The 21,561-nt window shown below is 60.4% G+C and carries 26 protein-coding genes, 1 tRNA gene and 1 pseudogene; 19 read left to right on the top strand and 9 right to left on the bottom strand.

Going from position 1 to position 21,561, the window contains the following annotated elements:
• Positions 1 to 106: 106 nt before the first annotated feature.
• The 5 genes from BFP96_RS26830 to BFP96_RS26810 all read left to right on the top strand — a co-directional run bounded on the left by BFP96_RS26830 (position 107) and on the right by BFP96_RS26810 (position 5,322).
• Complete coding sequence (locus BFP96_RS26830; protein ID WP_065897738.1) at positions 107 to 1,090, top strand: Bug family tripartite tricarboxylate transporter substrate binding protein; 984 nt, start codon at positions 107 to 109, stop codon at positions 1,088 to 1,090.
• A 148-nt stretch (positions 1,091 to 1,238) separates the two neighbouring features.
• Positions 1,239 to 1,697, top strand: coding sequence for a tripartite tricarboxylate transporter TctB family protein (locus BFP96_RS26825; protein ID WP_065893465.1), 459 nt, complete (start codon positions 1,239 to 1,241; stop codon positions 1,695 to 1,697).
• A 1-nt stretch (position 1,698) separates the two neighbouring features.
• Positions 1,699 to 3,213: a tripartite tricarboxylate transporter permease gene (locus BFP96_RS26820; RefSeq protein ID WP_065886225.1), complete on the top strand. Its 1,515-nt coding sequence runs from the start codon at positions 1,699 to 1,701 to the stop codon at positions 3,211 to 3,213.
• The gene (locus BFP96_RS26815) at positions 3,206 to 4,234 is read left to right on the top strand and encodes an AbrB family transcriptional regulator (RefSeq protein WP_065937363.1); all 1,029 of its coding nucleotides are present in this window, start codon (positions 3,206 to 3,208) and stop codon (positions 4,232 to 4,234) included. Before BFP96_RS26820 ends, BFP96_RS26815 begins: the two co-directional genes overlap by 8 nt.
• A 155-nt stretch (positions 4,235 to 4,389) precedes the next feature.
• Positions 4,390 to 5,322: a YncE family protein gene (locus BFP96_RS26810; protein ID WP_128875681.1), complete on the top strand. Its 933-nt coding sequence runs from the start codon at positions 4,390 to 4,392 to the stop codon at positions 5,320 to 5,322.
• Between the two features lie 11 nt (positions 5,323 to 5,333).
• On the opposite strand, the gene ung is transcribed toward BFP96_RS26810, so the two are convergent.
• The gene (gene ung / locus BFP96_RS26805; protein ID WP_065893463.1) at positions 5,334 to 6,026 is read right to left on the bottom strand and encodes a uracil-DNA glycosylase; all 693 of its coding nucleotides are present in this window, start codon (positions 6,024 to 6,026) and stop codon (positions 5,334 to 5,336) included.
• 135 nt (positions 6,027 to 6,161) lie between these two features.
• Here ung and BFP96_RS26800 point away from each other — a divergent pair, with 135 nt between their 5' ends.
• Positions 6,162 to 7,262 (top strand): enoyl-CoA hydratase/isomerase family protein, encoded by a 1,101-nt coding sequence (locus BFP96_RS26800; RefSeq protein ID WP_065937362.1) that lies wholly within the window; start codon positions 6,162 to 6,164, stop codon positions 7,260 to 7,262.
• A 4-nt stretch (positions 7,263 to 7,266) separates the two neighbouring features.
• On the opposite strand, the gene BFP96_RS26795 is transcribed toward BFP96_RS26800, so the two are convergent.
• Together BFP96_RS26795 and BFP96_RS31490 are read right to left on the bottom strand one after the other, a co-directional pair.
• On the bottom strand, positions 7,267 to 7,701 hold the full coding sequence (locus BFP96_RS26795) for a DUF3757 domain-containing protein (RefSeq protein WP_065893461.1): 435 nt from the start codon (positions 7,699 to 7,701) through the stop codon (positions 7,267 to 7,269).
• Between the two features lie 145 nt (positions 7,702 to 7,846).
• A complete protein-coding gene (locus BFP96_RS31490; RefSeq protein WP_082632001.1) occupies positions 7,847 to 8,200 on the bottom strand; it encodes a hypothetical protein in 354 nt (117 codons plus the stop codon).
• A 282-nt stretch (positions 8,201 to 8,482) separates the two neighbouring features.
• Between BFP96_RS31490 and BFP96_RS31905 the strand changes: the two are divergent.
• The 8 genes and pseudogenes from BFP96_RS31905 to BFP96_RS26760 all read left to right on the top strand — a co-directional run.
• Positions 8,483 to 9,247: pseudogene (locus tag BFP96_RS31905) on the top strand (MCP four helix bundle domain-containing protein); the annotation flags it as partial.
• Positions 9,242 to 10,105 carry a methyl-accepting chemotaxis protein gene (locus BFP96_RS31900; RefSeq protein WP_370671218.1) on the top strand — a complete coding sequence of 288 codons (864 nt, stop codon included), beginning with the start codon at positions 9,242 to 9,244 and terminating at the stop codon, positions 10,103 to 10,105. The pseudogene BFP96_RS31905 and the gene BFP96_RS31900, both read left to right, overlap by 6 nt.
• A 72-nt stretch (positions 10,106 to 10,177) precedes the next feature.
• The gene (locus BFP96_RS26785; RefSeq protein ID WP_065937360.1) at positions 10,178 to 10,390 is read left to right on the top strand and encodes a cysteine-rich CWC family protein; all 213 of its coding nucleotides are present in this window, start codon (positions 10,178 to 10,180) and stop codon (positions 10,388 to 10,390) included.
• Positions 10,380 to 11,072 carry a pseudouridine synthase gene (locus BFP96_RS26780; RefSeq protein WP_065937359.1) on the top strand — a complete coding sequence of 231 codons (693 nt, stop codon included), beginning with the start codon at positions 10,380 to 10,382 and terminating at the stop codon, positions 11,070 to 11,072. Before BFP96_RS26785 ends, BFP96_RS26780 begins: the two co-directional genes overlap by 11 nt.
• Before the next feature lie 123 nt (positions 11,073 to 11,195).
• Complete coding sequence (locus BFP96_RS26775; RefSeq protein ID WP_065937358.1) at positions 11,196 to 12,080, top strand: alpha/beta fold hydrolase; 885 nt, start codon at positions 11,196 to 11,198, stop codon at positions 12,078 to 12,080.
• A gap of 134 nt (positions 12,081 to 12,214) precedes the next feature.
• Positions 12,215 to 12,288: transfer RNA gene (locus BFP96_RS26770), tRNA-Gly, on the top strand.
• A gap of 231 nt (positions 12,289 to 12,519) precedes the next feature.
• Complete coding sequence (locus BFP96_RS26765; RefSeq protein ID WP_065893457.1) at positions 12,520 to 12,825, top strand: DUF6482 family protein; 306 nt, start codon at positions 12,520 to 12,522, stop codon at positions 12,823 to 12,825.
• 138 nt (positions 12,826 to 12,963) lie between these two features.
• A complete protein-coding gene (locus tag BFP96_RS26760; RefSeq protein ID WP_065893456.1) occupies positions 12,964 to 13,464 on the top strand; it encodes a methylated-DNA--[protein]-cysteine S-methyltransferase in 501 nt (166 codons plus the stop codon).
• Here BFP96_RS26760 and BFP96_RS26755 read toward each other — a convergent pair whose 3' ends face one another.
• The gene (locus BFP96_RS26755) at positions 13,465 to 14,247 is read right to left on the bottom strand and encodes a GNAT family N-acetyltransferase (RefSeq protein ID WP_065937357.1); all 783 of its coding nucleotides are present in this window, start codon (positions 14,245 to 14,247) and stop codon (positions 13,465 to 13,467) included.
• 180 nt (positions 14,248 to 14,427) lie between these two features.
• Here BFP96_RS26755 and BFP96_RS26750 point away from each other — a divergent pair, with 180 nt between their 5' ends.
• On the top strand, positions 14,428 to 14,853 hold the full coding sequence (locus BFP96_RS26750) for a low affinity iron permease family protein (protein WP_065937356.1): 426 nt from the start codon (positions 14,428 to 14,430) through the stop codon (positions 14,851 to 14,853).
• 53 nt (positions 14,854 to 14,906) lie between these two features.
• Here BFP96_RS26750 and BFP96_RS26745 read toward each other — a convergent pair whose 3' ends face one another.
• Together BFP96_RS26745 and BFP96_RS26740 are read right to left on the bottom strand one after the other, a co-directional pair.
• Positions 14,907 to 15,434, bottom strand: coding sequence for a DUF4142 domain-containing protein (locus BFP96_RS26745; protein ID WP_065886208.1), 528 nt, complete (start codon positions 15,432 to 15,434; stop codon positions 14,907 to 14,909).
• Positions 15,435 to 15,554: 120 nt separating this feature from the next.
• Positions 15,555 to 16,196 carry a LysE family translocator gene (locus BFP96_RS26740; protein ID WP_065893452.1) on the bottom strand — a complete coding sequence of 214 codons (642 nt, stop codon included), beginning with the start codon at positions 16,194 to 16,196 and terminating at the stop codon, positions 15,555 to 15,557.
• Between the two features lie 198 nt (positions 16,197 to 16,394).
• Here BFP96_RS26740 and BFP96_RS26735 point away from each other — a divergent pair, with 198 nt between their 5' ends.
• The gene (locus tag BFP96_RS26735; RefSeq protein ID WP_065893451.1) at positions 16,395 to 16,634 is read left to right on the top strand and encodes a CopG family ribbon-helix-helix protein; all 240 of its coding nucleotides are present in this window, start codon (positions 16,395 to 16,397) and stop codon (positions 16,632 to 16,634) included.
• Positions 16,624 to 16,908 (top strand): type II toxin-antitoxin system RelE/ParE family toxin, encoded by a 285-nt coding sequence (locus tag BFP96_RS26730; protein WP_065937355.1) that lies wholly within the window; start codon positions 16,624 to 16,626, stop codon positions 16,906 to 16,908. Before BFP96_RS26735 ends, BFP96_RS26730 begins: the two co-directional genes overlap by 11 nt.
• Positions 16,909 to 16,915: 7 nt before the next feature.
• Here BFP96_RS26730 and BFP96_RS26725 read toward each other — a convergent pair whose 3' ends face one another.
• Entirely contained in the window at positions 16,916 to 17,833 is a 918-nt protein-coding gene (locus tag BFP96_RS26725) for a LysR family transcriptional regulator (protein ID WP_065937354.1), read from the bottom strand.
• A 68-nt stretch (positions 17,834 to 17,901) separates the two neighbouring features.
• On the opposite strand from BFP96_RS26725, the gene BFP96_RS26720 reads away from it, so the two are divergent.
• Positions 17,902 to 18,390 (top strand): DMT family transporter, encoded by a 489-nt coding sequence (locus BFP96_RS26720; RefSeq protein ID WP_065893448.1) that lies wholly within the window; start codon positions 17,902 to 17,904, stop codon positions 18,388 to 18,390.
• Here the strand turns inward: BFP96_RS26720 and BFP96_RS26715 are convergent, their stop codons facing one another.
• Together BFP96_RS26715 and yiaY are read right to left on the bottom strand one after the other, a co-directional pair.
• On the bottom strand, positions 18,391 to 19,065 hold the full coding sequence (locus BFP96_RS26715; protein ID WP_065893447.1) for an NAD(P)H-binding protein: 675 nt from the start codon (positions 19,063 to 19,065) through the stop codon (positions 18,391 to 18,393).
• Between the two features lie 90 nt (positions 19,066 to 19,155).
• The gene (yiaY, locus tag BFP96_RS26710; protein WP_065886202.1) at positions 19,156 to 20,304 is read right to left on the bottom strand and encodes an L-threonine dehydrogenase; all 1,149 of its coding nucleotides are present in this window, start codon (positions 20,302 to 20,304) and stop codon (positions 19,156 to 19,158) included.
• Positions 20,305 to 20,427: 123 nt separating this feature from the next.
• Between yiaY and BFP96_RS26705 the strand changes: the two genes are divergently transcribed.
• Positions 20,428 to 21,444 (top strand): DUF4917 family protein, encoded by a 1,017-nt coding sequence (locus BFP96_RS26705; protein WP_065893446.1) that lies wholly within the window; start codon positions 20,428 to 20,430, stop codon positions 21,442 to 21,444.
• Positions 21,445 to 21,561 lie beyond the last annotated feature (117 nt).

The following is a 21,561-nucleotide window of genomic DNA, read 5'->3' as shown; positions in this document are numbered from 1 at the left end:
TAGCATCGGGCGACGGCAGGTTAAGCCTGCCAAGCTATTGAGCGATAGCACCCGAAAAACGCCTCGAAGCGTTTTCGCCAAATAAGAACAATAAATGGAGACACACATGACGTTCCCCCTACGTAAGCTCGCCCTCGCCGCCGGCTGCATGCTGTTTGCCGGCCACCTGCTGGCCGCCGATGAACCCAAGCGCCCTGAATGCATCGCCCCGGCCTCCCCTGGCGGTGGTTTCGACCTGACCTGCAAACTGGCGCAAAGCGCGCTGGTCAACCAGAAGCTCTTGAGCAAGCCAATGCGTGTGACCTACATGCCAGGCGGCGTGGGCGCCGTGGCCTACAACGCGGTGGTTGCCCAGCGCCCTGCGGATGCCGGCACCCTGGTGGCCTGGTCCAGCGGTTCGTTGCTGAACCTGGCCCAGGGCAAGTTCGGTCGTTTCGATGAAAGCGCCGTGCGCTGGCTCGCAGCAGTGGGTACCAGCTACGGGGCTATCGCGGTGAAAAGTGATTCGCCCTACAAGTCTCTCGACGATCTCGTAAAAGCCTTGAAGAAAGATCCAGGCAGCGTGGTGATAGGTTCGGGCGGCACGGTCGGCAGCCAGGACTGGATGCAAACCGCACTGATCGCCAAGGCGGCCGGGATCAACCCGCGCGAGCTGCGTTACGTCGCACTCGAAGGCGGCGGCGAAATCGCCACCGCGTTGCTCGGTGGCCACATCCAGGTGGGCAGTACCGATATCTCCGACTCCATGCCGCACATCCTCAGCGGTGACATGCGCCTGTTGGCGGTGTTCTCCGAGCAGCGTCTGGACGAGCCGGAAATGAAAGACATCCCGACCGCCAAGGAGCAAGGCTACGACATCGTCTGGCCTGTGGTGCGCGGTTTCTACCTCGGGCCAAAAGTCAGCGATGCCGACTACGCCTGGTGGAAAGAGGCGTTCGACAAACTGCTGGCCTCCGACGAGTTCGCCAAGCTGCGTGACCAGCGCGAGCTGTTCCCATTCGCCATGACCGGCCCGGAGCTGGACACCTACGTGAAGAAACAGGTGGCTGACTACAAAGTGCTGGCCAAAGAGTTCGGCCTGATCCAGTAAACGCCCCCTCTTTTGTGTAATGCCCCTGTAGGAGCGAGCTTGCTCGCGAAGAACCCAAGGACATCCACGTGCGTCCAGACAGCACGCGTTATCGTTGACGTTTTTCGCGAGCAAGCTCGCTCCTGCAAGAGGGGCCTTGGAGTTTTCTATGCTCTTACAACGCATTTTCGCCGCCGTGCTGTTGCTGGCCTGCGCCGGCCTCGCCCTGATGGCCTGGCCGTATCAGGCGGCGTTTTCCTACGAGCCGGTCGGACCGCGCGCCTACCCGCTGCTGATGCTCGGGCTGATGAGCCTGGCACTGATCTACATGCTGTTTCGCCCGCAGCCCACCAAACACACCGAAGAAGACCCGGCGCTGGACCGCGACACCCTGATCAAGATAGGCATTTGCGTGGTGCTGTTGCTCGTGTTCGCCGCCACCTTCGAATCCCTGGGTTTCATCCTCAGCAGCATGTTGATCGGCATCCCGATGGCGCGCCTGTATGGCGGCCGCTGGATGCCCAGCGTGGTGATCGTTGGCCTCATGGCTATCGGCCTGTACCTGCTGTTCGATAAAGCCATGGATGTGCCGCTGCCCCTCGGCCTGCTCGACGTTCTGGAGAACTGATATGGATACTTTTGGCTATTTGGGCCAGGGTTTCGGCGTCGCGCTGAGCCCGTACAACCTGATCACCGCGTTGTGCGGCACGCTGATCGGCACCGTGGTCGGTCTGTTGCCGGGCCTGGGCCCGATCAACGGCGTAGCGCTGTTGATCCCCATCGCATTCGCCCTGGGCCTGCCACCCGAGTCGGCATTGATCCTGCTCGCAGCGGTGTACCTGGGCTGCGAATACGGCGGTCGCATCAGCTCGATCCTGCTCAATATTCCGGGCGAAGCCTCCACCGTAATGACCACCCTCGACGGCTACCCGATGGCCCGTAAAGGGCTGGCCGGCGTGGCGCTGTCGTTGTCGGCCTGGAGTTCGTTCATCGGAGCCTTTATCGCCACCTGCGGCATGGTGCTCTTCGCACCGCTGCTGGCCAAATGGGCGATTGCCTTTGGTCCGGCGGAATATTTCGTACTGATGGTGTTCGCGATTGTCTGCCTGGGCGGCATGGCCGGTGACAAGCCGCTGAAGACCTTTGTGGCGGCGCTGATCGGCCTGTTCCTCTCGGCGGTGGGCATCGATGCCAACAGCGGTGTGTACCGCTTTACCGGCGACAACATCCACCTCACCGACGGCATTCAGTTTGTGGTGCTGGTGCTGGGCCTGTTCTCCATCAGCGAGATCCTGTTGCTGCTGGAAAAAACCCACCGTGGCCAGGAAGCGGTCAAGGCCACCGGGCGCATGATGTTCAACCTCAAGGAAGCCGGTGCGGTGTTCGTGGTTAACATCCGCTGCGGCTTGCTCGGTTTCATCATGGGCGTGTTGCCGGGTGCCGGTGCAACCCTGGCGTCCGCCGTGGCCTACATGACCGAAAAACGCCTGGCCGGTGCCAGCGGCAAATTCGGCCAAGGCGACATGCGTGGCCTGGCCGCTCCGGAAACCGCGATCGGCGCCTCCGCCTGCGGCGCACTGGTGCCGATGCTGACCCTGGGCGTTCCCGGCTCGGGCACCACGGCCGTGATGATCGGCGCCCTGTCGCTGTACAACATCACGCCCGGCCCGCTGCTGTTCCAACAGCAACCGGACATTGTCTGGGGCCTGATCGCGTCGTTGTTTATCGCCAACATCATGCTGGTGATCCTCAATATCCCGATGATCCGCATTTTCACCCGTATCCTCGCCGTGCCGAACTGGGCGCTGGTGCCGGTGATAGCCATCATTACCGCGATCGGTGTGTACGCGGTTCACGCCACCACGTTCGACCTGTTCCTGATGGTCGGGATCGGCATCTTCGGCTACATCCTGCGCAAGCTGGACTTCCCGCTGTCGCCGGTATTGCTCGGCTTTATCCTCGGCGGCCTGATGGAACAGAACCTGCGCCGGGCGCTGTCGATCTCCAACGGCGCACTGGAAATCCTCTGGTCGAGCCCGATCACCTTTGGCGTGTGGGTACTGACCGCACTGATGCTGATGTTCCCGCTGGTGCGCATCTACCGCAAACGCGCCCTGCAGCGTCGTGCCGTGGCCGATGTCTGAGGTCACCTTCAAACATTGGTGGGGCACACCGCTGGTCGGCCTGGCCGGCGGTTACCTGGCCAGCCTCGTCGGCTGGCCTTTGCCCTACATGGTCGGCTCGTTGCTGGCGATCATCCTGGTGCGTTGCCTGACGCCGTGGCAGTTGGCGGAAATCCCCGGTGGGCGCAAATGCGGCCAATGGGTGGTGGGCATCGGCATCGGCCTGCACTTCACACCGGTGGTGATCGAGCAAGTGATGAGCCACTTCGGGCTGATCTTTTTCGGCGCGCTGGTCACCAGCCTGTCGAGTGTGGTCAGTGTGTGGCTGATGCGCCGCAGTGGCGAAGATCGCGCTACCGCGTTTTTCTCCAGCATGCCAGGCGGGTCCGGCGAGATGGTCAACCTCGGCGCACGCAACGGTGCCGTGTTGAGCCGTGTCGCGGCGGGGCAAAGCCTGCGGGTATTAGTGGTGGTGCTGTGTGTGCCGGCGATCTTCAAATACTTGCTGGGTGGGGGCGCGCCGCAGCTTCATCCGGCGCCGGTCAATTGGCTATGGCTGGCGTTGCTGTTTCCGATAGGTGCGCTGGCGGCCTGGGGCTGGCAGCGTTTGCGACAACCGAACCCCTGGCTGTTCGGCCCGTTGCTGGTCAGCGCGACGGCCAGTGTGATGTGGGATCTGCATATCGGCCTGCCCGATGGCGGCAGTCAGATCGGCCAATGGTTGATCGGCAGCGGTTTGGGCTGTCACTTCAACCGCCAGTTCTTCCGACGTGCGCCGGCGTTCATGGCGCGCACCTTGATAGGCACCGCCTTGACCATGGCACTGGCAACATTGGCGGCGATGGGCTTGAGCGCCCTGACCCATCTCGACCTGCGCTCCCTGACCCTGGGCATGATGCCCGGCGGCATTGCCGAGATGAGCCTTACGGCTGAAACCTTGCAATTGTCGGTGCCATTGGTGACAGCGATGCAGGTGATGCGTTTGTTGTTTGTGCTGTTCCTGGCGGAGCCGTTGTTCCGGTACTGGAATCGTCAGCCTTGAATAAGCAGCTTGTCGTGCTTGCCAGGCTTTGTGACCGTTCATCTGGACTGTCATTTCTCACAGCTGGGCATTCTCAACCATAAAGCGCATGAATTCCCGGGCAGGACTCATCAATAATCACGCTGCCTGCAGCCTGTGAACCCCTGGGAGTACACATGATGGAAGATCTTATTCAAAGCCCCCCTGGCGATGCCCGTGCACATGCACAAGTTGTGCAAACCATTGCAGTACCGGGCTCCCCCAATCGCCTGGTAATGAACCGCGCAGGAACACGCCTTTATGTGGCAAGCGCCACAGCATCGGGATCCCTCACCGTTCTAGATACCCAGCCACTTAGCGTCCTACAGACGATAGAAAATCTCGGTTCCCCGATATGGCTGGCAATCAACCCGGCAGGTTCGCGCATTTACGTGAGTGACAACAGCGCCGCATCGGGAAACCCGATTACCGTTATCGAAACCGTGAGTAACAGCGTCATCGCACGCATCACGGGGTTCACGACGGTTAATGGCATGGCATTGAACTCAACCGGCACCCGGCTCTATGTCGCTGATCACGGGGCTTCGGAGTTGGTAACCATTGACACCAGCGACCACCAACGCGTAACCGAAATACCTGTGCGTTACGCCAAGGAAGTGATAGTGGCGCCGCGTGACGACACTCGCGTTTACGTTGTGTCGGATTTAGCGGGCTGGAGCATCGTAGACCTTGAAAACAAGCCGATCGTCAGGCAGCTCGCCATCGCCCCAGGCAATCCTACTTCGATCGGTCACAGCCCACGCTACCCACGCATTTACATCACTCACCGCGACGCGGGCCGCTTGACTATCGGCGACGCCTTGATTCCTGAAGTCAGCAAGTACATCAGCGGCCTCAACGAGCCCTGGGGCGTAGCATTCAACCCCCTCAGCGAGATGGCCTATATCACTGAGAGGGACCAGATCAGCATTTATGACACCCGACTGGAAAGCATGGTCGGCACGATCGCAGGTTTCGGCAGTCCGCGAGGTATTGTGGTAGCTCCGGACGGCCGCAATCTGTATGTCGCTGATATTCAAAACCAATCGATATGCATGGTCAGGCTATAGCAACGCACGGGTCAAACAGGCGGCAATCGCCACTCAATCGGCGCCTCGCCGTTTTGCTCAAGAAACTTGTTGGCGCGGCTGAAATGCCCGCAACCGAGAAACCCGCGATACGCCGACAGCGGCGACGGGTGCACCGAAGTCAGCACCAGGTGTTTGGTGGCATCGATCAGCTTCTGCTTGCTCTGGGCATGGGCGCCCCACAACAGGAACACCAGGTGCGGCTGATGCTCGCTGACCACCTCGATCACCCGATCGGTAAAAAACTGCCAGCCCTTGCCGGCATGGGCGTTGGCGTTGGCGCGCTCCACGGTCAGCGTGGTGTTGAGCATCAGCACGCCCTGGTCGGCCCAGCTTTGCAGGTAGCCGTGGTTGGGGATGTCAATGTTCAGGTCACGCTTGAGTTCTTTATAGATATTGACCAACGAAGGCGGCGCCGGCACGCCCGGTTGCACCGAGAAGCACAAACCATGGGCCTGGCCGGGACCGTGATACGGGTCCTGTCCAAGAATGACCACTTTGACCTTGTCCAGCGGCGTGGAATTGAGTGCATTGAAGATCAGCGGGCCCGGCGGATAGATCTCCTTGCCTGCGGCGTGTTCCTGGCGCAGAAACTCGCGCAGTGCGCCCATGTAGGGCTTGTCGAACTCCTCGCGCAGAGCGTGTTTCCAACTGGGTTCGAGTTTGATGCGGTCGCCGTCGGTCATGATGAGGTCATCGAGTGAAAAATAATGGGCGAACCCTAGGAAAGCCGACCCCGCTTGTCAATTGATCTGACACACCCCCGGCACTTTCCCACGGAGCGATCATACTGACCCTTCACCTTCTGGATTGAGGTCACGATGAATCTGCACTTCGAAGAACTCACCGGCAACCACGGCGCCCGCATCGGCATCGCCAGCCTGGATGCGCAACAGTCGCTCAACGCCCTCTCCCTGCCGATGATCCTGGCCCTGGACGAACGCCTGGACACCTGGGCCAAGGACCCGACGATCGTCTGCGTATTGCTGCGCGGCAACGGCCCCAAGGCCTTCTGCGCAGGCGGCGAAGTGCGCAGCCTGGCGATGGCCTGCCGGGAACAACCTGGCGTCGTGCCTACCCTGGCCGCGCAATTTTTTGCCGCTGAATATCGCCTGCATACCTACCCGAAACCGTTGATCTGCTGGGGTCACGGTTATGTGTTGGGCGGCGGGATGGGCCTGTTGCAGAGTGCGTCCGTACGCATTGTGACCCCCAGCAGCCGTTTGGCCATGCCGGAAATCAGCATCGGCTTGTACCCGGACGTGGGCGCCAGCTGGTTTCTGTCGCGCCTGCCCGGCACGCTGGGTTTGTTCCTAGGCCTTACCGGTGCCCATATCAATGGCCGTGATGCCCTGGACCTGGGCCTGGCCGACCGTTTCCTGCGCGATGACCAGCAAGACGAATTGCTCGATGGCCTGTTGCAATTGAACTGGCAGGAACAGACCGCGATGCAGCTCAACAGTTTGCTCAAGGCCCTGGCCCAGGACGCCGTCGACCAGCTACCCGAGGCACAATGGATGCCGCGCCGGGGGCAGATCGACGAATGGCTGGATGTGGGTGACGTGGCCAGTGCGTGGCGCGCGTTGAGCCTGCTCAAGGATCACGCTGACCCACTCCTGGCCCGCGCCGGCAAGACCCTCAGTGAAGGCTGCCCGTTGACGGCGCACCTGGTGTGGGAGCAGATCCGCCGCGCCCGTCATTTGTCCCTGGCGCAAGTGTTCCAGATGGAATACACGCTGAGCCTCAATTGTTGTCGCCATCCGGAATTTGCCGAAGGCGTACGGGCAAGGCTGATCGATAAGGATCAGGCGCCTCGCTGGCATTGGCCGGATATCAATACAATTCCCGAGGCGGTGGTGCAGGCGCACTTCAACAAGGCATGGGAAGGTAGGAATCCTCTGGCAGATCTTTCCGATTACTGACAGCTTATCGCCGGTTATCCTTAACGTTGAAGGCACAGTTACCCGGTTGATTTTCCTTGCACAGATAAACCAGTTGGTCGAACGAAGTGTTTTCGCGCTCCCAATGCAAGCTGTCCGCCAACGACATGCTGCTGGCCACGTCTGACAGGCACGGACGCAATACGACAAGCTCATCGCGCTGATTGGTGTACACACATTTTTCCACCAGCCCGCTGCGTCGATCATCACCCTTCTGCGGCGCAAACACCGCGCCCGAGAAGGCATGTATGAACTCGCCGGGCTCAACCTTGGGACCTTGCCACAGCACGCCGCTGGCCTGGTACTGGAAATAACCCGTGCCCGTCTGGATCTTCGACTTGTCTGGACAGAACTGGTTGCCCTGCGCCTGGCCAGCCATACAGACGACCAGTACAAGCATGCACATCACGTGTTTGAGCATAGACGCCACCTTCGATTACCACACCGCTTTTCCCCCAGTGAAATGTATCTGCGGCCTCAAGGCTAGCTGTTAATTCTGACAGTACCGACAAACGGCGGGCAAAAAAAAGCGGCGCATCATGCGCCGCTTCGTTCAAAACCTTTTGTCAGCGGTGACCTCCGCGCCCACCGCCGTGATCGCCACCACGCCCGTGCCCACCGTTGCCCCACCGATTGTCTCCCCATCCCTGGTTTGGATACGGCCGATAGGCAGACCTTGGGTAGTAACGTGGCGCAGGTTGGTAATAACGCGGCGCCGAATAATAACGGGGAGCCGGATAGTAGCGTGGCGCGGGTGTGTAGTAGCTGCGCCCGTAGTAACGAGGACCGCCGTAATAATAGGCGGGTGCCGGTGCGGTGTAGACCTCGGAGCGGTAGTAAGTGGTACCTCCATCGTAATAGGGCACGCAAGCTGACAGGGTCAGGCCGAGTAATGCAGTGAGCAGCAGTCGTCGATACATGGCGGCCTCCTGGACCGCGGAAGAGCACCTCCAGCGACGCTGGAGGGCGTCATTCAGATTTACTTGAATGACAGAACGTATGACATCAAAAGCAGAATCTGGTGCGTTTCAGTAACAACTTGATACATCACCAGCGGTACGCCGGAATACGTTAGCTGTATCGATTCAGTATTTTATTCAGAGGCGAAACTTTGTCTCTTACAATGATGTCATTGTGATACTGCACAGTGCCACGGAGGCCTTGGTGTGCGCCTTCCCGTTACTTACCGCCGGATTCAAGATATGAAAATTGCTACCAAGCTGCTGCTCTCATTTTTACTTTGCTCCGTGATTACCCTCGGTGTCGGCCTGCTGGGTATCAAAGGGGTCGTGCGGCTCGCCGCAGCGCTGGAATTAACGTTCTCCAACAACCTGGTGTCGGTCAGCAACACAACTGCCACCCTGAATGGGCTGGTGGCACACAACCGTGGTTTGTACCGCTTGCTCGATGCCGGTAACGGTGACGTCGCCCAGCAGGACCGCGACCGCGTGCGCCAGGATATCGCCAACGAAGTCAAACGCAGCCAGGCGGCGTACACCACCTACCGCGCCACGCCGTTGGAAGATGACGAGCGGGCGGCGGGTGACACCTTCGACCAGATCTGGCCAACGTACCTCAGTAGCTCGGAACGCATCCTGAGTCTGCTCGACAAAGGCCAGATCGAGCAGGCACGCACCGAGCTCAATACCACCAACAATGAACTGTTCCGCCAGGCCCGCGAGCTGATCCGCGTGATGGTCGAATCCAACAACCGCCAGATCAAGGAAGGCGCCATTGCCGCCGAGGCGCTGCGTGACAGTGCGCTCACCTGGATGATCAGTGGCATCGTCCTGGCCTTCATCATCGCCATTATCGTCGGCGTGCTGATCACCCGCCTGATCACCCGCCCCATCGCTCAAGCGGTGGCGAGCGCGCAACGCATTGCCGACGGTGACCTGACCCAGACCATCAGCACCGAGCGCACCGACGAAGCCGGGCAGTTGCTGGTGGCGCTGTCGGACATGCAGGGCGGCTTGAAACACACCCTGCTGGAAATCGCCAACGCCTCCGACCAGCTGGCCTCGGCCGCTGAAGAACTGAGCGCGGTCACCGAAGAAAGCACCCGGGGCCTGACCCGCCAGAATGATGAAATTCAACAAGCGGCCACCGCCGTCAACCAGATGACTGCAGCCGTTGATGAAGTGGCCGGCAACGCCGTATCGACTTCGCAGGCCTCGAGCCAGGCGACCACCGAAGCCGAGGAAGGCCGTGAGCAAGTGGCACAGGCCGTCTCCGGCATGAATTCGATGGTGGTAGAGATCAACGATTCGACGAAGTCGGTGGAAGGCCTCGCCAGCCAGGTCCGCGAAATCGGCAAGGTGATCGATGTGATTCGTGGGATTGCCGACCAGACCAACCTGCTCGCCCTCAACGCAGCGATCGAGGCGGCCCGTGCGGGTGAGCAAGGCCGTGGCTTTGCTGTGGTGGCCGATGAAGTGCGCGCGCTGGCCCATCGCACACAAGTGTCCACGGTGGACATCGAAAAAATGATCGGCGAGGTGCAAGTCGGCGCCGACGGCGCGGTAGCCGCGATGAACAAGAGCCTGAGCTGGGCCAACAACACCCAGGTGCTGGCGCAGAATGCCGGCGAAGCGTTGCAACGTATCACCGCCAGTGTGGCGAAGATCAACGAACGCAACCTGGTCATCGCGTCCGCCTCGGAGGAACAGGCCCAAGTGGCGCGTGAAGTCGATCGCAACCTGCTCAACATCCAGGACCTGTCGACCCAGACCGCCGCCGGCGCGCATCAGACCAACGCTTCCAGCCAGGACCTGTCGCGCCTGGCCACCTCGTTCAGTGTGCTGGTCGGCAAATTCAAGCTGTAAGTAGCTTGGCGCCCATCGGCGCTGTATCGTGCAAGGCCACGCACACCTTGCCCGATACAGCCCGACCTGCCCATGACCACCCCGACCCTTTGCCCCGCCTGCGGTACCCGTAACGACTGCAGCCTGGCCGACCCGCGCACGGCCGACCAGGCCTGCTGGTGCTACAGCGTCACCATCGACCCGGAGGTGCTCCAGGCGCTGCCCGACGAACTGCGCAACCAGGCCTGCCTGTGCCCGCGTTGCGCCCAGGTGGACCAACAGCTGCGCCGCCACGATGCGCCTTGATCGCTTCCTCAGTAACCTGCCACGGTTTAATCGCAAACAAGTGCGGCTGCTGTTGGCCGAACGCCGGGTAACGGTGGATGGTGCCACGGTAAGCGACCCGCTTCATGAGGTGCGCACGTTCAGCAGCGTGCGCGTGGACGGTGAGGTGCTGCAGCCGGGCAAACCTGCGCGTTATTTCATGCTGCACAAGCCGCAGGGGTGCGTCAGCGCTACGTGCGATGCGCAACACCGCACGGTGCTCGATCTGCTGGATGAACCGCACAAGGACGCGCTGCATATCGCCGGGCGTCTGGACTACAACACCACCGGGCTGATGGTACTCACCAATGACGGCCAGTGGTCGCGGCGCCTGACGCAACCGGCGACCAAGTTACCCAAGGTGTATCGGGTGGAAACCGAGCAGGACATCGGCCCGGACTATGCAGCGGTCTTCAGGGCGGGCCTGTACTTCGCCTTCGAAAACCTCATCACTCAACCCGCCGAACTGGAGTTACTGGGCCCCAGGACGGCGCGCTTGAGCATCATCGAAGGCCGCTATCACCAGGTCAAACGCATGTTCGGGCATTTTGATAACAAAGTGACTGCCCTGCATCGCGAGCGCATGGGGCCGCTGCAACTGGATGCAGCGCTTGCGCCGGGCGAATATCGGGCGCTGACTGACGAGGAAATCCGTCTAATCTGACGACCGCTGTCCCGCAGCAATCGGACCGACATGGGCGCTCGGCTTCCAGGCGTATGCCTACCTGTCATAAAGCTCGTGCACAGTCATTTGCGCGCCCTACCCGCTTGCCAGGAGTCTTACGACATGAGGCCAGAAATCGCTGTGTTGGATATACAGGGTCAATACCGGGTTTACACGGAGTTCTATCGCGCCGATGCCGCTGAAAAAACCATAGTCCTGGTCAACGGCTCGATGGCCACCACGGCCTCTTTCTCCCAGACCGTGAAAAGCCTGTACCCGCAATTCAATGTGGTGTTGTACGACCAGCCCTATGCCGGCCGTTCCAAACTACACAACCGCCACGAGCGGATGCTGACCAAGGAAGTCGAAGGCCAGATCCTCCTGGAGCTCATCGACCGCTTTGCCGCCGAACACGTGCTCTCGTTCTCCTGGGGCGGCGCCGCGACGCTGTTCGCCCTCGCTCAACGCCCGCAACGCGTCGAAAAGGCCGTGATCAGCTCGTTCTCCCCGGTGATCAACGCACCGATGCGTGATTATCTGGAGCGCGGCGTCGACTACCTCGGCAACCTGGACCGCGACCGCGTCGGCCACCTGGTCAACAGCACCCTGGGCAAGCACTTGCCGTCGCTGTTCAAGCGCTTCAACCACAAGCACGTGAGCGGCCTGGCCGAACATGAATACGGACAGATGCACTTCCACATCAGCCAGGTGCTCAACAGCGACCGGTTGTGCTACCTCAAGGCAGCCAGGCAGATCGACATTCCCGTGCTGTTCGTGAACGGCGAATGGGACGAGTACACCAGCGCAAGCGATGCCAGGCTGTTCGGCCAGCATGTGAAAAACAGCAGCTTCAGCACGGTTCAGGCGACGGGGCATTTCCTCGATATGGAGCATAAAGCGGCGTGCCGGGACAGCCGGGACGCGGTGGTGGGCTTTTTGAAAGGGCAGCGGCCGGTGAGTCGCTTACGTTACCAGCCAGGTCAGACGCAACACGCCTTTGCGGTCTGACATCAGACCCACTGCGGGAGCAGGCTCCTGCAGTGGCGCCACCTATCGGCAGGCGGTGCGAGTGCAACGTGCGATTTTTTCGAAGAAAAACTTCAAATCCGGGTGAACATCTGGTACAAAGTCAGCCGCTTTGAGCGGGTATAGTTTAGTGGCAAAACGAAAGCTTCCCAAGCTTTAGTTGAGGGTTCGATTCCCTCTACCCGCTCCACTCAAATAGGTTCTCCTGTCATGCCACGGCTGACACGGGAAGCATAAAAAACCGGTCCCTGTGACCGGTTTTTTTATGCCTGGCGTTCAAGGGCCGTTAACGCCTGTGTTCGCGTCGCCCCAGAAAACTGTACAAATATAAAATTCTGTACAAGTATTGTGCGTTGGGTACCAATACACATTGATCAACCGGTCGATCACGCCCAGGTCGGCGTCCAATGAGGTGCAATTCATGAATGTGCACATGCTGACCGAGCTGGCCGCGAACGGCGAGATCCGCGAGCTGCAATTGCTGTCGCTGGAAGGTGGCTTGTATCTGGCACGGGTTCGGCTGGATCGCGATGAAAAAACGCTGCAGGGCGATGACGGGCAGCCACTGCGCATCCGCTCCACTACCCATTTGCGCGACCTGCTGCAAGGGGTGCCCGCGTTTCCCTGCGTGCTGGTGCAACACAGTGTGCATGACGAGATGTGCGGGGTACGCGAAGGGCCGGTTGGTGGATTGCGCATTCCGTTTTCACTGAACGCGGCGCTCTAAGCTACATTTATTGTCGGACCCGTTTTCCGAGTATCAGCGACATTGATTTAAGCAGCGTCCTACCGACCGCAAGAAACCGGTTTCTCCCAAGATTCACTGAGCGGATAGTTGCAGCGGACAGCCTCAAGGATCAGTCCCATGTCATACGCCTGCAAATTCATGCCCTCCCCCGTCGGCCAACTCACCCTGGTAGCCCGCAATGGCAAGCTCGGTGCCGTGCTCTGGGAAACGGAAAGGGAAAATCGGGTGCGCCTGGGTGAACTGCACGAAGCCAACGATAGCCCGGTACTCCTGGAAACAGAGCGGCAGCTGGCGGAGTATTTCGCGGGTACGCGCAATCGTTTCGAGTTGGAACTGGATTTCTACGGCACTGATTTTCAGAAGCAAGTCTGGCAGGCTTTGCTGACCATCCCCTTCGGAGAAACCCGCAGCTACAGCCAGATAGCCCGGCAGATCGGCAACCCGAACGCGGTGCGCGCCGTAGGCGCGGCGAACGGGCGTAACCCCATCTCGATCATTGCGCCCTGTCACCGTGTCGTGGGGGCTTCGGGGGCACTGACGGGGTTTGCCGGCGGGCTTGAAGCCAAGCAGTATCTGTTGACGCTGGAGGATCGCGGCCAGGCAGCACTGGCGTTCTGATCACGGGCTTGGCACAGGCCCGCGAACAAAAGACACGCAGTCGAATAATCGTTGGAAACCCAATTTTTGATACAGCGGGACAGCCATCATCGACCCCTCGAGAAAACACCTGCGCGCCCCAAGTCCCGAGGCGTGAAGCAGGGCCGACTGGATCAATCGCGTGGCATAGCCTCTGGCACGAAAGCCGACAAGCGTGCCGACGTCACTGAGCCTCGCTTGGCCCTCACACACTGACAAGGTCAACGCACAGCCCACCTGCCCCTCGACGGACAGGATGAAGTGATAAAGGGCTTCACCGGCGTCCAGCGCCCGCTGGTGCCGCGCCTGATAATGGGCGACCGTCTCGGGCGATATCGAAAACGCACTGCCAAGCGGACTCGCCCACTCGTTCAAGTCACGCGTCAGGCGGATCTGCACGGCCTCCCCGCTTAACGATGGCCCACAGCGTGCCAATGGGAGGTCCATGGTGGAGCTCTTTTCGGCAGGCTCAAAGCCAAGCTCGGTGAGCGTTTCGCGTAACCCGTCGACCAGGACCTCAGGCATCACGATGCGTATGGGCATTACGGTACGGCGGATCAGCTGCAGAATCACCGGCGTCGTTTCGCGCAGAGGCGCGCAGCCCACGCGGATGAACAACGTATTCCACGGCGTGGGATTTTCCTCGGCAAGATAGGTATTGATACCGGCGGCATGTCGACGGTACACCGCGCAGGTCGCCGCGAAAAAATGATCTTCGGTCAAGTAATAAAGCGCAGGTATGTCACAAGCGGCCTCTACGTACATAAGGACTGTCCAGGTCAAAAACCCAGTCTTGCGCTCATGGCTTCGCAGCGCCGTAGGCTCGCTCCTAAAACCCGGGCAGAAAAATGCCTGCTTTGGTCCGAAGGCCAAGTTGTAAAAAGAAATTTCAGCGACTCGTTGCGGTCAGTATTTTCATCACCCCCCTTTTGAGGAAAAACGGTCATGAAATTCTCCGCTGTCTCCCAAACTCTATCGCGCTGGGCCGGCAGCCCCCGAACGTTCTACGCGGCGGTGGCGTTGATCCTGGCGTGGAGCCTGAGCGGGCCGTACTTTCATTACAACGACACCTGGCAATTGATCATCAACACCTCGACCACCATCATCACGTTCCTGATGGTGTTCCTGATCCAGAACACACAGAACCGCGACAACGACATTCTGCATATCAAGATCGACGAGCTGTTGCGTGTGTCCAAGGATGCCCAGAACGCCGTGTTGAGCCTGGACGGCCTGGACCGTAAAGAGCTTGAAAAGCTGCGCCAGGGATATCGCGATATCGGCAAAGCCGGCAGCTTGAGCCTCAACAGCAGTTGTGGCCCCGCCGCCGACGACGCGGCGCCGCCGAAAACCGATTTGAACCAGGCATAAAAAAACGGCGGTTGGAGATGATCCAACCGCCGTTTTCATTTCAAGGGGCTACTTCAACCGTCGCCTTGGTGGTCCTTGCCGTAGGTCGATGCCAGGGCCCGGGCTTTTTCCAGGCGCTCCTGCAACTTGGGCAGCGTCTCGTCCACCAACGCTTTTATCTCAGGCACATCCGACGCCGCACCTTCCTGCTTGAACAGGGCGATGGCGTCTTCGTTTTCCTTGACCTGCTGCGCGATATAGGCGGCGTCGAAGGAGTCGCCGTCCTTGAGTTCGGGCATCAGGGTTTCAGCCTTGTCGACGATCTTCTCCCGCGGGGCCACCGGCAGGTCGAGCTTTTTGGCGATCGCCGCCAGATGCTGGTTGGCCAGGGTGCGCTCGTTGATTACCTCAATGGTGTAATCCTTGATTTCCTGGGACGAGGTCTTGGCGTGCGCCATACGACTGGTTTCGATATCGGCCATGCCTTTGGCTGAAGCCTGCTCGATGAATTGGGCAGGCGACTGGGCGAAAGCATTGCTGGCGCCGAGGCCCAGCAGCATCGCGAAACTGGCGGTGCGTAACCGGATAGCCATGCGGCTCATGATGGGTTCCTCCAGGGCAAAAATAGGGGCAAGGGAACGGCTCCTTGCCCTGGATTCGAATTTTGCATGCGGCAAAGGTTTAGAAAAAACTTTGCAGTGCGACGAACGGTCGTTGCTGATTCAGGCGGGTTTGCTTGCAAACAGGCCTGGCAATGCGTGCGCCAGAGCGTTGACGGCGAACCCGATAAACATCACGCCGCACAGCTTCGTGATGAGGATTTCGTGACGTTGATACACCGTACGCACACGCTGGGCACCGACCACACCGATCAGGATCGCGTAGGCCAGCAGGCCGCCGATAAAACTCAGAAAAATCAGCGACGGCAGCATCGACCACGTCAGCAACTCGGCACGACTGGAGAGCAGTGCCGTGAAGGTCGCCACCGCCACCGGGTACGCCTTGGGGTTGGTCAGGCCGAACAGAATGCCGTGCCAGAACGGATGCCGCGCCGCGCCCTGAGGGGCGTCGCCGCTACGGCGCTGGGTGCGGATGGCGCGCCAGCCGAGCCAGAACAGATAGAGGCCGCTGAGCACGCCGAGTACATCAAACGCACTGCTGCCGACTTCCCGCGCCCCCACAATCGCCACCAGGGCGGTGCTGCACCACACCACGTCGCCGAGCAAATGCCCACCCAGGAAACCGGCACCGGCGCGACGGCCACGGGCGGCGCCGATGCCGAACACGGCCAACACGCCAGGGCCGGGCGTAATACCATAGATAAACCCGGAAGCAAGGACCGCTAACAGCAAGGATGGGGTCATGGGCGGGGCTCTGGCAAATTCTGGCAAATTGTTGAAATAGACAGCGATTGTGCAGGTTCCGGGGCTACGGGTAAAACTTCATTTGTTGCGCCATTCCCTACGCCGGCAATCGTCCGCAATGCCCTGACGAACGGGACAAACGCTCCATCGGATGACGCTGTAGTATGGCGCACTACATATCACTACATCGAGGTTTGTATGTCTGTCATGTCTCTGCGGATACCGGAAGACGTCGCCGATACGCTTGCCAGTCTCGCCAAAGCGACCGGTCGCAGCAAATCGTTCCTTGCTGTTGATGCGTTGCGCGAATACCTGGCACGTGAAGCATGGCAAATCGAAGAGATTCAAAAAGCCCTGGAAGAAGCCGATGCGGGAGATTTCGCGACACCTGCCGAGGTAAAAGCCGTCGCTGATAAATGGCGCAACAATGCAGGTTGAGTGGCTGAGGGCAGCCCTCAGAAACCTTGATGACGAAGCGGCCTTTATCGCTGAAGAAAACCCCAAAGCCGCCTCCGAGTTCGTCCAGGCGATGTTGACCGGGCTCGAACACATTGCGCAATTTCCCGCGCTGGGAAAAAAGGGCCGGGTCCCGGGGACGCGTGAATGGGTGCCGCCGCGATGGCCCTACATCGTTCCTTACCGTATTCGTGACGGGCGACTACAGGTCATGCGAATTTTTCATACCCGCCGTCAGCCACCCACCTCGTGGTAGCGACTGCTCAGCCCTGCAGCACACCTTGCACCCGCCCCCTCAGCCACTGCAACCCGGCATCCCCGCCTCGTCGCGCGTGCCAGGCCAGCTCGAACGCAAACGATGGAATATGAAACGGCGGCGGTACGCTTATCAGGTGCGTGTGATCGATATTGAGCAGGCCCCGGGATGAGACGGTCAGGATCAGGTCCGTGCCCTGAATCAGCTGCGGTGCCACGCCCCAGTGCGGCAGGCTGATTGCCACATGACGCCGCTCACGAATCGCGCTCAACGCACGCTCGATTTCCGGCGTGCCGCTGCCGCGCATTTCCAGCAGGACATGGGGGCGTGACAAGTAGGCAGGCAGGTCCAGCACACCGCCTTGCGGCAGGCTGTCGCGGTCGACCAGGCAGGTGTAATGCTCCTCGAACAAGGGCGTCGTGCGCAGTTCGGCCGGCACGTCAGGGAAGACCCCGGCGGCGAGGTCCAGATCGCCATTGAGTACACCGTCGACCATGCCTTCGCGGCTGGTCTGGATGATTTGCAAGTCGATGCCCGGCGCTTCATGGCGTAACAGACGCACCAAGCCGGGCAGGAAAATCGCCGCGCTGTAGTCCGACATCGCCACGCGAAACCGGCGCTTGGCCGACGCCGGGTCAAAACGGTTCGGCGCCAGCAGCGCCTGCACCTGGGCCAGGGCCTCTGCCAACGGCGTGGCCAGCTCCAGCGCACGGGCGGTCGCTATCAATGCGCCACCCTGACGCACCAGCAACGGGTCGCCCAGCAGGTCGCGCAGGCGCGCCAGCGCATGGCTGACCGCCGGTTGGCTCAGGTGCAGGCGTTCGGCGGCGCGGGTGACGTGTTGCTCGCTGAGCAGAGCGTCGAGGATCACCAACAGGTTGAGATCGACACGTCGCAAGTCATTCATCAGCTGCATGCTCGGCATAAGAATTTGGAATTTAAATTTGCGCGACGAATAACCTAGAGTCCAGCAAAACCTCTGGGAGATTGGAAATGACAACGTTGCATTGGCTGGGTTTGTTGCTGCTGGCGGTAATCGCCGGGGCCGTGGTGCCGTTTCAGAGTGCAATAAACGCCAACCTGGGGCGCGGGCTCGGCCACCCGTTGTGGGCGACGCTGGCATCCCTGCTGGTAAGCATTATTGTGTTGCTGCCGGTGATCATCGCACTCCGGCTGCCCTTGCCGAGCCTGGCCTTTATCACCCGGGCGCCGCTGTGGATGTGGGCAGGCGGCGCATTTGGGGTGTGCTTCATTTCGCTGGCATTGATGCTGCTGCCCAGGCTGGGCGCATCCGGGTTTATCGCCCTGGCCATGGCCGGGCAGATCCTGGCGTCGTTGCTGCTCGACCATTTCGGGCTGTTCGGCCTGGCGCAGCGTCCAATGACAACACCGCGGGCGCTCGGAGCGTTGTTGTTGGTGGCCGCGGTGGTGTTGATTCAGTTCAGCGCCACGCCGGTGCGGGCAGCGGCGACGGCGGGTTGATCAGCCGCGCTCAGCGGCCAGATGATTGATGTCGCGCTGCTCCACCACCGGTTGCGGCGCGCCATGGCTCACCGCCTGCAGCATCGCACGACCGACGGTCTCGGTGCTGACAACCCAGCTCGGTTTTATCCGACGCAAAAACGAGAGCAACGGCCCGAGCACGCTGTAGAACGCCTGGTACAACGGCGTCTTCGAACGCACGCCGTGCAACGGTTGGATGATCCCCGGCCGGAACAGATAGACCGCCTTGAACGGCAAGCGCAGCAAGGCGTTCTCGGTCTTGCCCTTGACCCGTGCCCACATTGACTTGCCCCGCTCGGAGCTGTCGGTGCCGGCACCAGACACGTAGATAAACGTCATCTGCGGATTGAGCCGCGCCAGGGTGCTGGCGGCGACTAACGTCAGGTCGTAAGTGAGGTGGGTGTACTTGACTTCATTCATGCCCGCCGAGGAAACGCCCAGGCAAAAGAAGCACGCATCAAAGCCCTGCAGCAGGTTTTCCAGGGGTTGGAAATCCAGCATGTCGCCGTGCAACACCTGATGCAGTTTGCCGTGCTCCTGGGTCAACGGGGTACGGCCGACCGCGACGACTTCCTGCACGTCGGGCGCCAGCAGGCACTCGCGCAGCACGCCCTGGCCGACCATGCCGGTGGCGCCGAATAACAGAACTCTCATGGGGGACCTCAGCGGCAAGCCGCAAGCTTCATGCTCATGTTGAACGTGTTCAACCCGTAGCTTACCGCTTGCAGCTCGAAGCCGCCCCTATCAAAACGCGCTGCGAAAGATCTCCTCGATCTGGCGCTGATCCGCGCGCCGTGGGTTGGTCAGGCCACACGCATCCTTGAGCGCATTGCTCGCCAGCAGCGGAATATCCTGCAACCTGGCGCCGAGTTCACGCAGGCCGGCGGGAATTTCCACATCCTGGGACAAGGCGCGAATCGCGACGATAGCAGCCTGCGCGCCCTCTTCCGGCGTAATCCCCTTGATATCGGCACCCAACGCGCGGGCCACGTCACTCAAGCGCTTGGCACTGACACTGGCATTGAAACTCTGCACGTGGGGCAGCAGCACCGCATTGCACACGCCGTGAGGAAGGTCGTACAGACCACCGAGCTGGTGCGCCATGGCATGCACGAACCCCAGCGATGCATTGTTGAACGCCATGCCCGCGAGGAACTGCGCATATGCCATGTTCTCCCGCGCGGCCAAGTCGCTGCCGTCACGTACCGCCAGGCGCAGGTTGGCACTGATCAATTCGATGGCCTTGATTGCGCACGCGTCGGTGATCGGCGTGGCGGCGGTGGATACGTAGGCCTCAATGGCATGCGTCAACGCATCCATGCCGGTGGCGGCGGTGAGGCCCTTGGGCATGGCGACCATCAAGGCCGGGTCGTTGACCGACAGCAACGGCGTGACATTGCGGTCGACGATGGCCATTTTCACGTGGCGGGTTTCGTCGGTGATGATGCAGAAACGGGTCATCTCACTGGCCGTGCCGGCGGTGGTGTTGATCGCCACCAGCGGCAGTTGCGGCCGGCTCGATTGGTCGACGCCCTCATAGTCGCCGATACGCCCGCCGTTGGTGGCGCACAACGCGATGCCCTTGGCGCAGTCATGGGGCGAGCCGCCGCCCAGGGACACGACAAAATCGCAGGCACTCTGTTGCAGCAACGCCAGGCCCTTCTCGACGTTTTCCACATTGGGGTTGGGCTTGGCGCCGTCGTAGACCACCGAGTCGATGTCCTGCAACGCCAGTTTCTCGGCGATCATGCTGGCCACGCCGGCTTTGCACAGGCCCTGGTCCGTGACGATCAACGCTTTGCGAAAACCGTAATTGCGGATGGCGATCATGGCTTCGTCGAGGCAGTCGATGCCCATGATATTGACGGCGGGGATAAAAAACGTGCTGCTCATGGTCGATCCTCAGGGGTTTTATACCCACAGAATCCACCGGTACCGCTTGCCGTATCTTGACCAGGATCAATGCCGGCTCGTGATAAAGTCACCGTCCAGCCGATTTCGAGTAGACCCGCCGCAATGAAGGATTTCCAGGATATTGACGCCCACCTTGACGACTGGAGCGCACTGCGCGACGCCATCGACTTCAATGGGATTCTGATCGGCAACGGCGCAAGCCGCACGATTTGGGAAGACTTTGCCTACGACTCGCTGTTTGAAAACGCTCGCACAGTGGAAGAAAAGCCCCTGGGCCAATCCGAACTCAGCGTATTCGATGCGCTGCAGACCCGCAGTTTCGAGCAGGCCCTGGGCGCGCTGAAAACCACCAGCCGCGTCAACAAGGCCCTGGCGGTCAGCTCGGCGGCGCCACGCAATCGCTACTACGCGATCAAGGAAGCACTGATCAATACGATCCACACCGTGCATATTCCCTGGCGCCTGGTGCAGCCTTCGACCCTGGCGACCATCAACGCGGAACTGGCCCGCTACACCACGGTGTTTACCAGCAATTACGACCTGCTCAATTACTGGGCAATCCTGCACACGCCGGGTATCGACGACCTGTTCCGCAGCGCCGATTCAAGCTTCGACCTGCGCGACACCCGCACCGACGCCACGCGCATTCTGTACCTGCACGGCGGCCTGCACCTGGTGCGCAACCTCGACGGTACCGCGCGCAAACTGCCGTCCACCGACAGCACGTTGCTCAGCAGTTTCGCGATCAACAACACGATCAAGACGCTGGACGATGTGCCACTGTTCGTCAGTGAGGGCAAGGTGGAGGAAAAGCTCAAGACCATCCGCAGTTCGGATTATCTGTCGTTCTGTTATGAGCAGTTGCTCACTCACCAGGGCACGCTGTGCATCTTCGGCCATGACCTGGGGCCGCAGGATAAACACCTGGTGGATGCGATCCGCCAGGCCAACATCACCACCCTGGCCATTTCGGTGTCGGGGCGCAGCGATGGGTTCATTCGCCAGCAGAAGCAGCGGTATTCGCAGTTGTTCGAAGGTACTGGCATGGAACTGAAATTCTTTGCCGCGCGTACCCACCCACTGGGTAATCCAACGCTGTCAGTGCCTGTCGAACACTGATCCAGTGAACAAAGAAGATCAACTGTGGGAGGGGGCTTGCCCCCGATGGCGGCCTCTGGGCCGACCAGGATGTTGGATCAGATCGAGTACATATCCGTTTCTGCGGTAACGGCCACT

Origin of the sequence: Pseudomonas sp. 34 E 7 (assembly GCF_900005715.1) — a bacterium.
Classification (GTDB): domain Bacteria; phylum Pseudomonadota; class Gammaproteobacteria; order Pseudomonadales; family Pseudomonadaceae; genus Aquipseudomonas; species Aquipseudomonas orientalis_A.
This window is presented reverse-complemented; position numbering and strand designations above follow the sequence as displayed.

Bases quoted from the DNA above. Each gene is read 5' to 3' on its own strand.
- BFP96_RS26830 (WP_065897738.1), top strand. From the start codon at position 107: ATGACGTTCCCCCTACGTAAGCTCGCCCTCGCCGCCGGCTGCATGCTG.
- BFP96_RS26825 (WP_065893465.1), top strand. From the start codon at position 1,239: ATGCTCTTACAACGCATTTTCGCCGCCGTGCTGTTGCTGGCCTGCGCC.
- BFP96_RS26820 (WP_065886225.1), top strand. From the start codon at position 1,699: ATGGATACTTTTGGCTATTTGGGCCAGGGTTTCGGCGTCGCGCTGAGC.
- BFP96_RS26815 (WP_065937363.1), top strand. From the start codon at position 3,206: ATGTCTGAGGTCACCTTCAAACATTGGTGGGGCACACCGCTGGTCGGC.
- BFP96_RS26810 (WP_128875681.1), top strand. From the start codon at position 4,390: ATGATGGAAGATCTTATTCAAAGCCCCCCTGGCGATGCCCGTGCACAT.
- ung (WP_065893463.1), bottom strand. From the start codon at position 6,026: ATGACCGACGGCGACCGCATCAAACTCGAACCCAGTTGGAAACACGCT.
- BFP96_RS26800 (WP_065937362.1), top strand. From the start codon at position 6,162: ATGAATCTGCACTTCGAAGAACTCACCGGCAACCACGGCGCCCGCATC.
- BFP96_RS26795 (WP_065893461.1), bottom strand. From the start codon at position 7,701: ATGCTCAAACACGTGATGTGCATGCTTGTACTGGTCGTCTGTATGGCT.
- BFP96_RS31490 (WP_082632001.1), bottom strand. From the start codon at position 8,200: ATGTATCGACGACTGCTGCTCACTGCATTACTCGGCCTGACCCTGTCA.
- BFP96_RS31900 (WP_370671218.1), top strand. From the start codon at position 9,242: ATGCAGGGCGGCTTGAAACACACCCTGCTGGAAATCGCCAACGCCTCC.
- BFP96_RS26785 (WP_065937360.1), top strand. From the start codon at position 10,178: ATGACCACCCCGACCCTTTGCCCCGCCTGCGGTACCCGTAACGACTGC.
- BFP96_RS26780 (WP_065937359.1), top strand. From the start codon at position 10,380: ATGCGCCTTGATCGCTTCCTCAGTAACCTGCCACGGTTTAATCGCAAA.
- BFP96_RS26775 (WP_065937358.1), top strand. From the start codon at position 11,196: ATGAGGCCAGAAATCGCTGTGTTGGATATACAGGGTCAATACCGGGTT.
- BFP96_RS26765 (WP_065893457.1), top strand. From the start codon at position 12,520: ATGAATGTGCACATGCTGACCGAGCTGGCCGCGAACGGCGAGATCCGC.
- BFP96_RS26760 (WP_065893456.1), top strand. From the start codon at position 12,964: ATGTCATACGCCTGCAAATTCATGCCCTCCCCCGTCGGCCAACTCACC.
- BFP96_RS26755 (WP_065937357.1), bottom strand. From the start codon at position 14,247: ATGTACGTAGAGGCCGCTTGTGACATACCTGCGCTTTATTACTTGACC.
- BFP96_RS26750 (WP_065937356.1), top strand. From the start codon at position 14,428: ATGAAATTCTCCGCTGTCTCCCAAACTCTATCGCGCTGGGCCGGCAGC.
- BFP96_RS26745 (WP_065886208.1), bottom strand. From the start codon at position 15,434: ATGAGCCGCATGGCTATCCGGTTACGCACCGCCAGTTTCGCGATGCTG.
- BFP96_RS26740 (WP_065893452.1), bottom strand. From the start codon at position 16,196: ATGACCCCATCCTTGCTGTTAGCGGTCCTTGCTTCCGGGTTTATCTAT.
- BFP96_RS26735 (WP_065893451.1), top strand. From the start codon at position 16,395: ATGTCTGTCATGTCTCTGCGGATACCGGAAGACGTCGCCGATACGCTT.
- BFP96_RS26730 (WP_065937355.1), top strand. From the start codon at position 16,624: ATGCAGGTTGAGTGGCTGAGGGCAGCCCTCAGAAACCTTGATGACGAA.
- BFP96_RS26725 (WP_065937354.1), bottom strand. From the start codon at position 17,833: ATGCCGAGCATGCAGCTGATGAATGACTTGCGACGTGTCGATCTCAAC.
- BFP96_RS26720 (WP_065893448.1), top strand. From the start codon at position 17,902: ATGACAACGTTGCATTGGCTGGGTTTGTTGCTGCTGGCGGTAATCGCC.
- BFP96_RS26715 (WP_065893447.1), bottom strand. From the start codon at position 19,065: ATGAGAGTTCTGTTATTCGGCGCCACCGGCATGGTCGGCCAGGGCGTG.
- yiaY (WP_065886202.1), bottom strand. From the start codon at position 20,304: ATGAGCAGCACGTTTTTTATCCCCGCCGTCAATATCATGGGCATCGAC.
- BFP96_RS26705 (WP_065893446.1), top strand. From the start codon at position 20,428: ATGAAGGATTTCCAGGATATTGACGCCCACCTTGACGACTGGAGCGCA.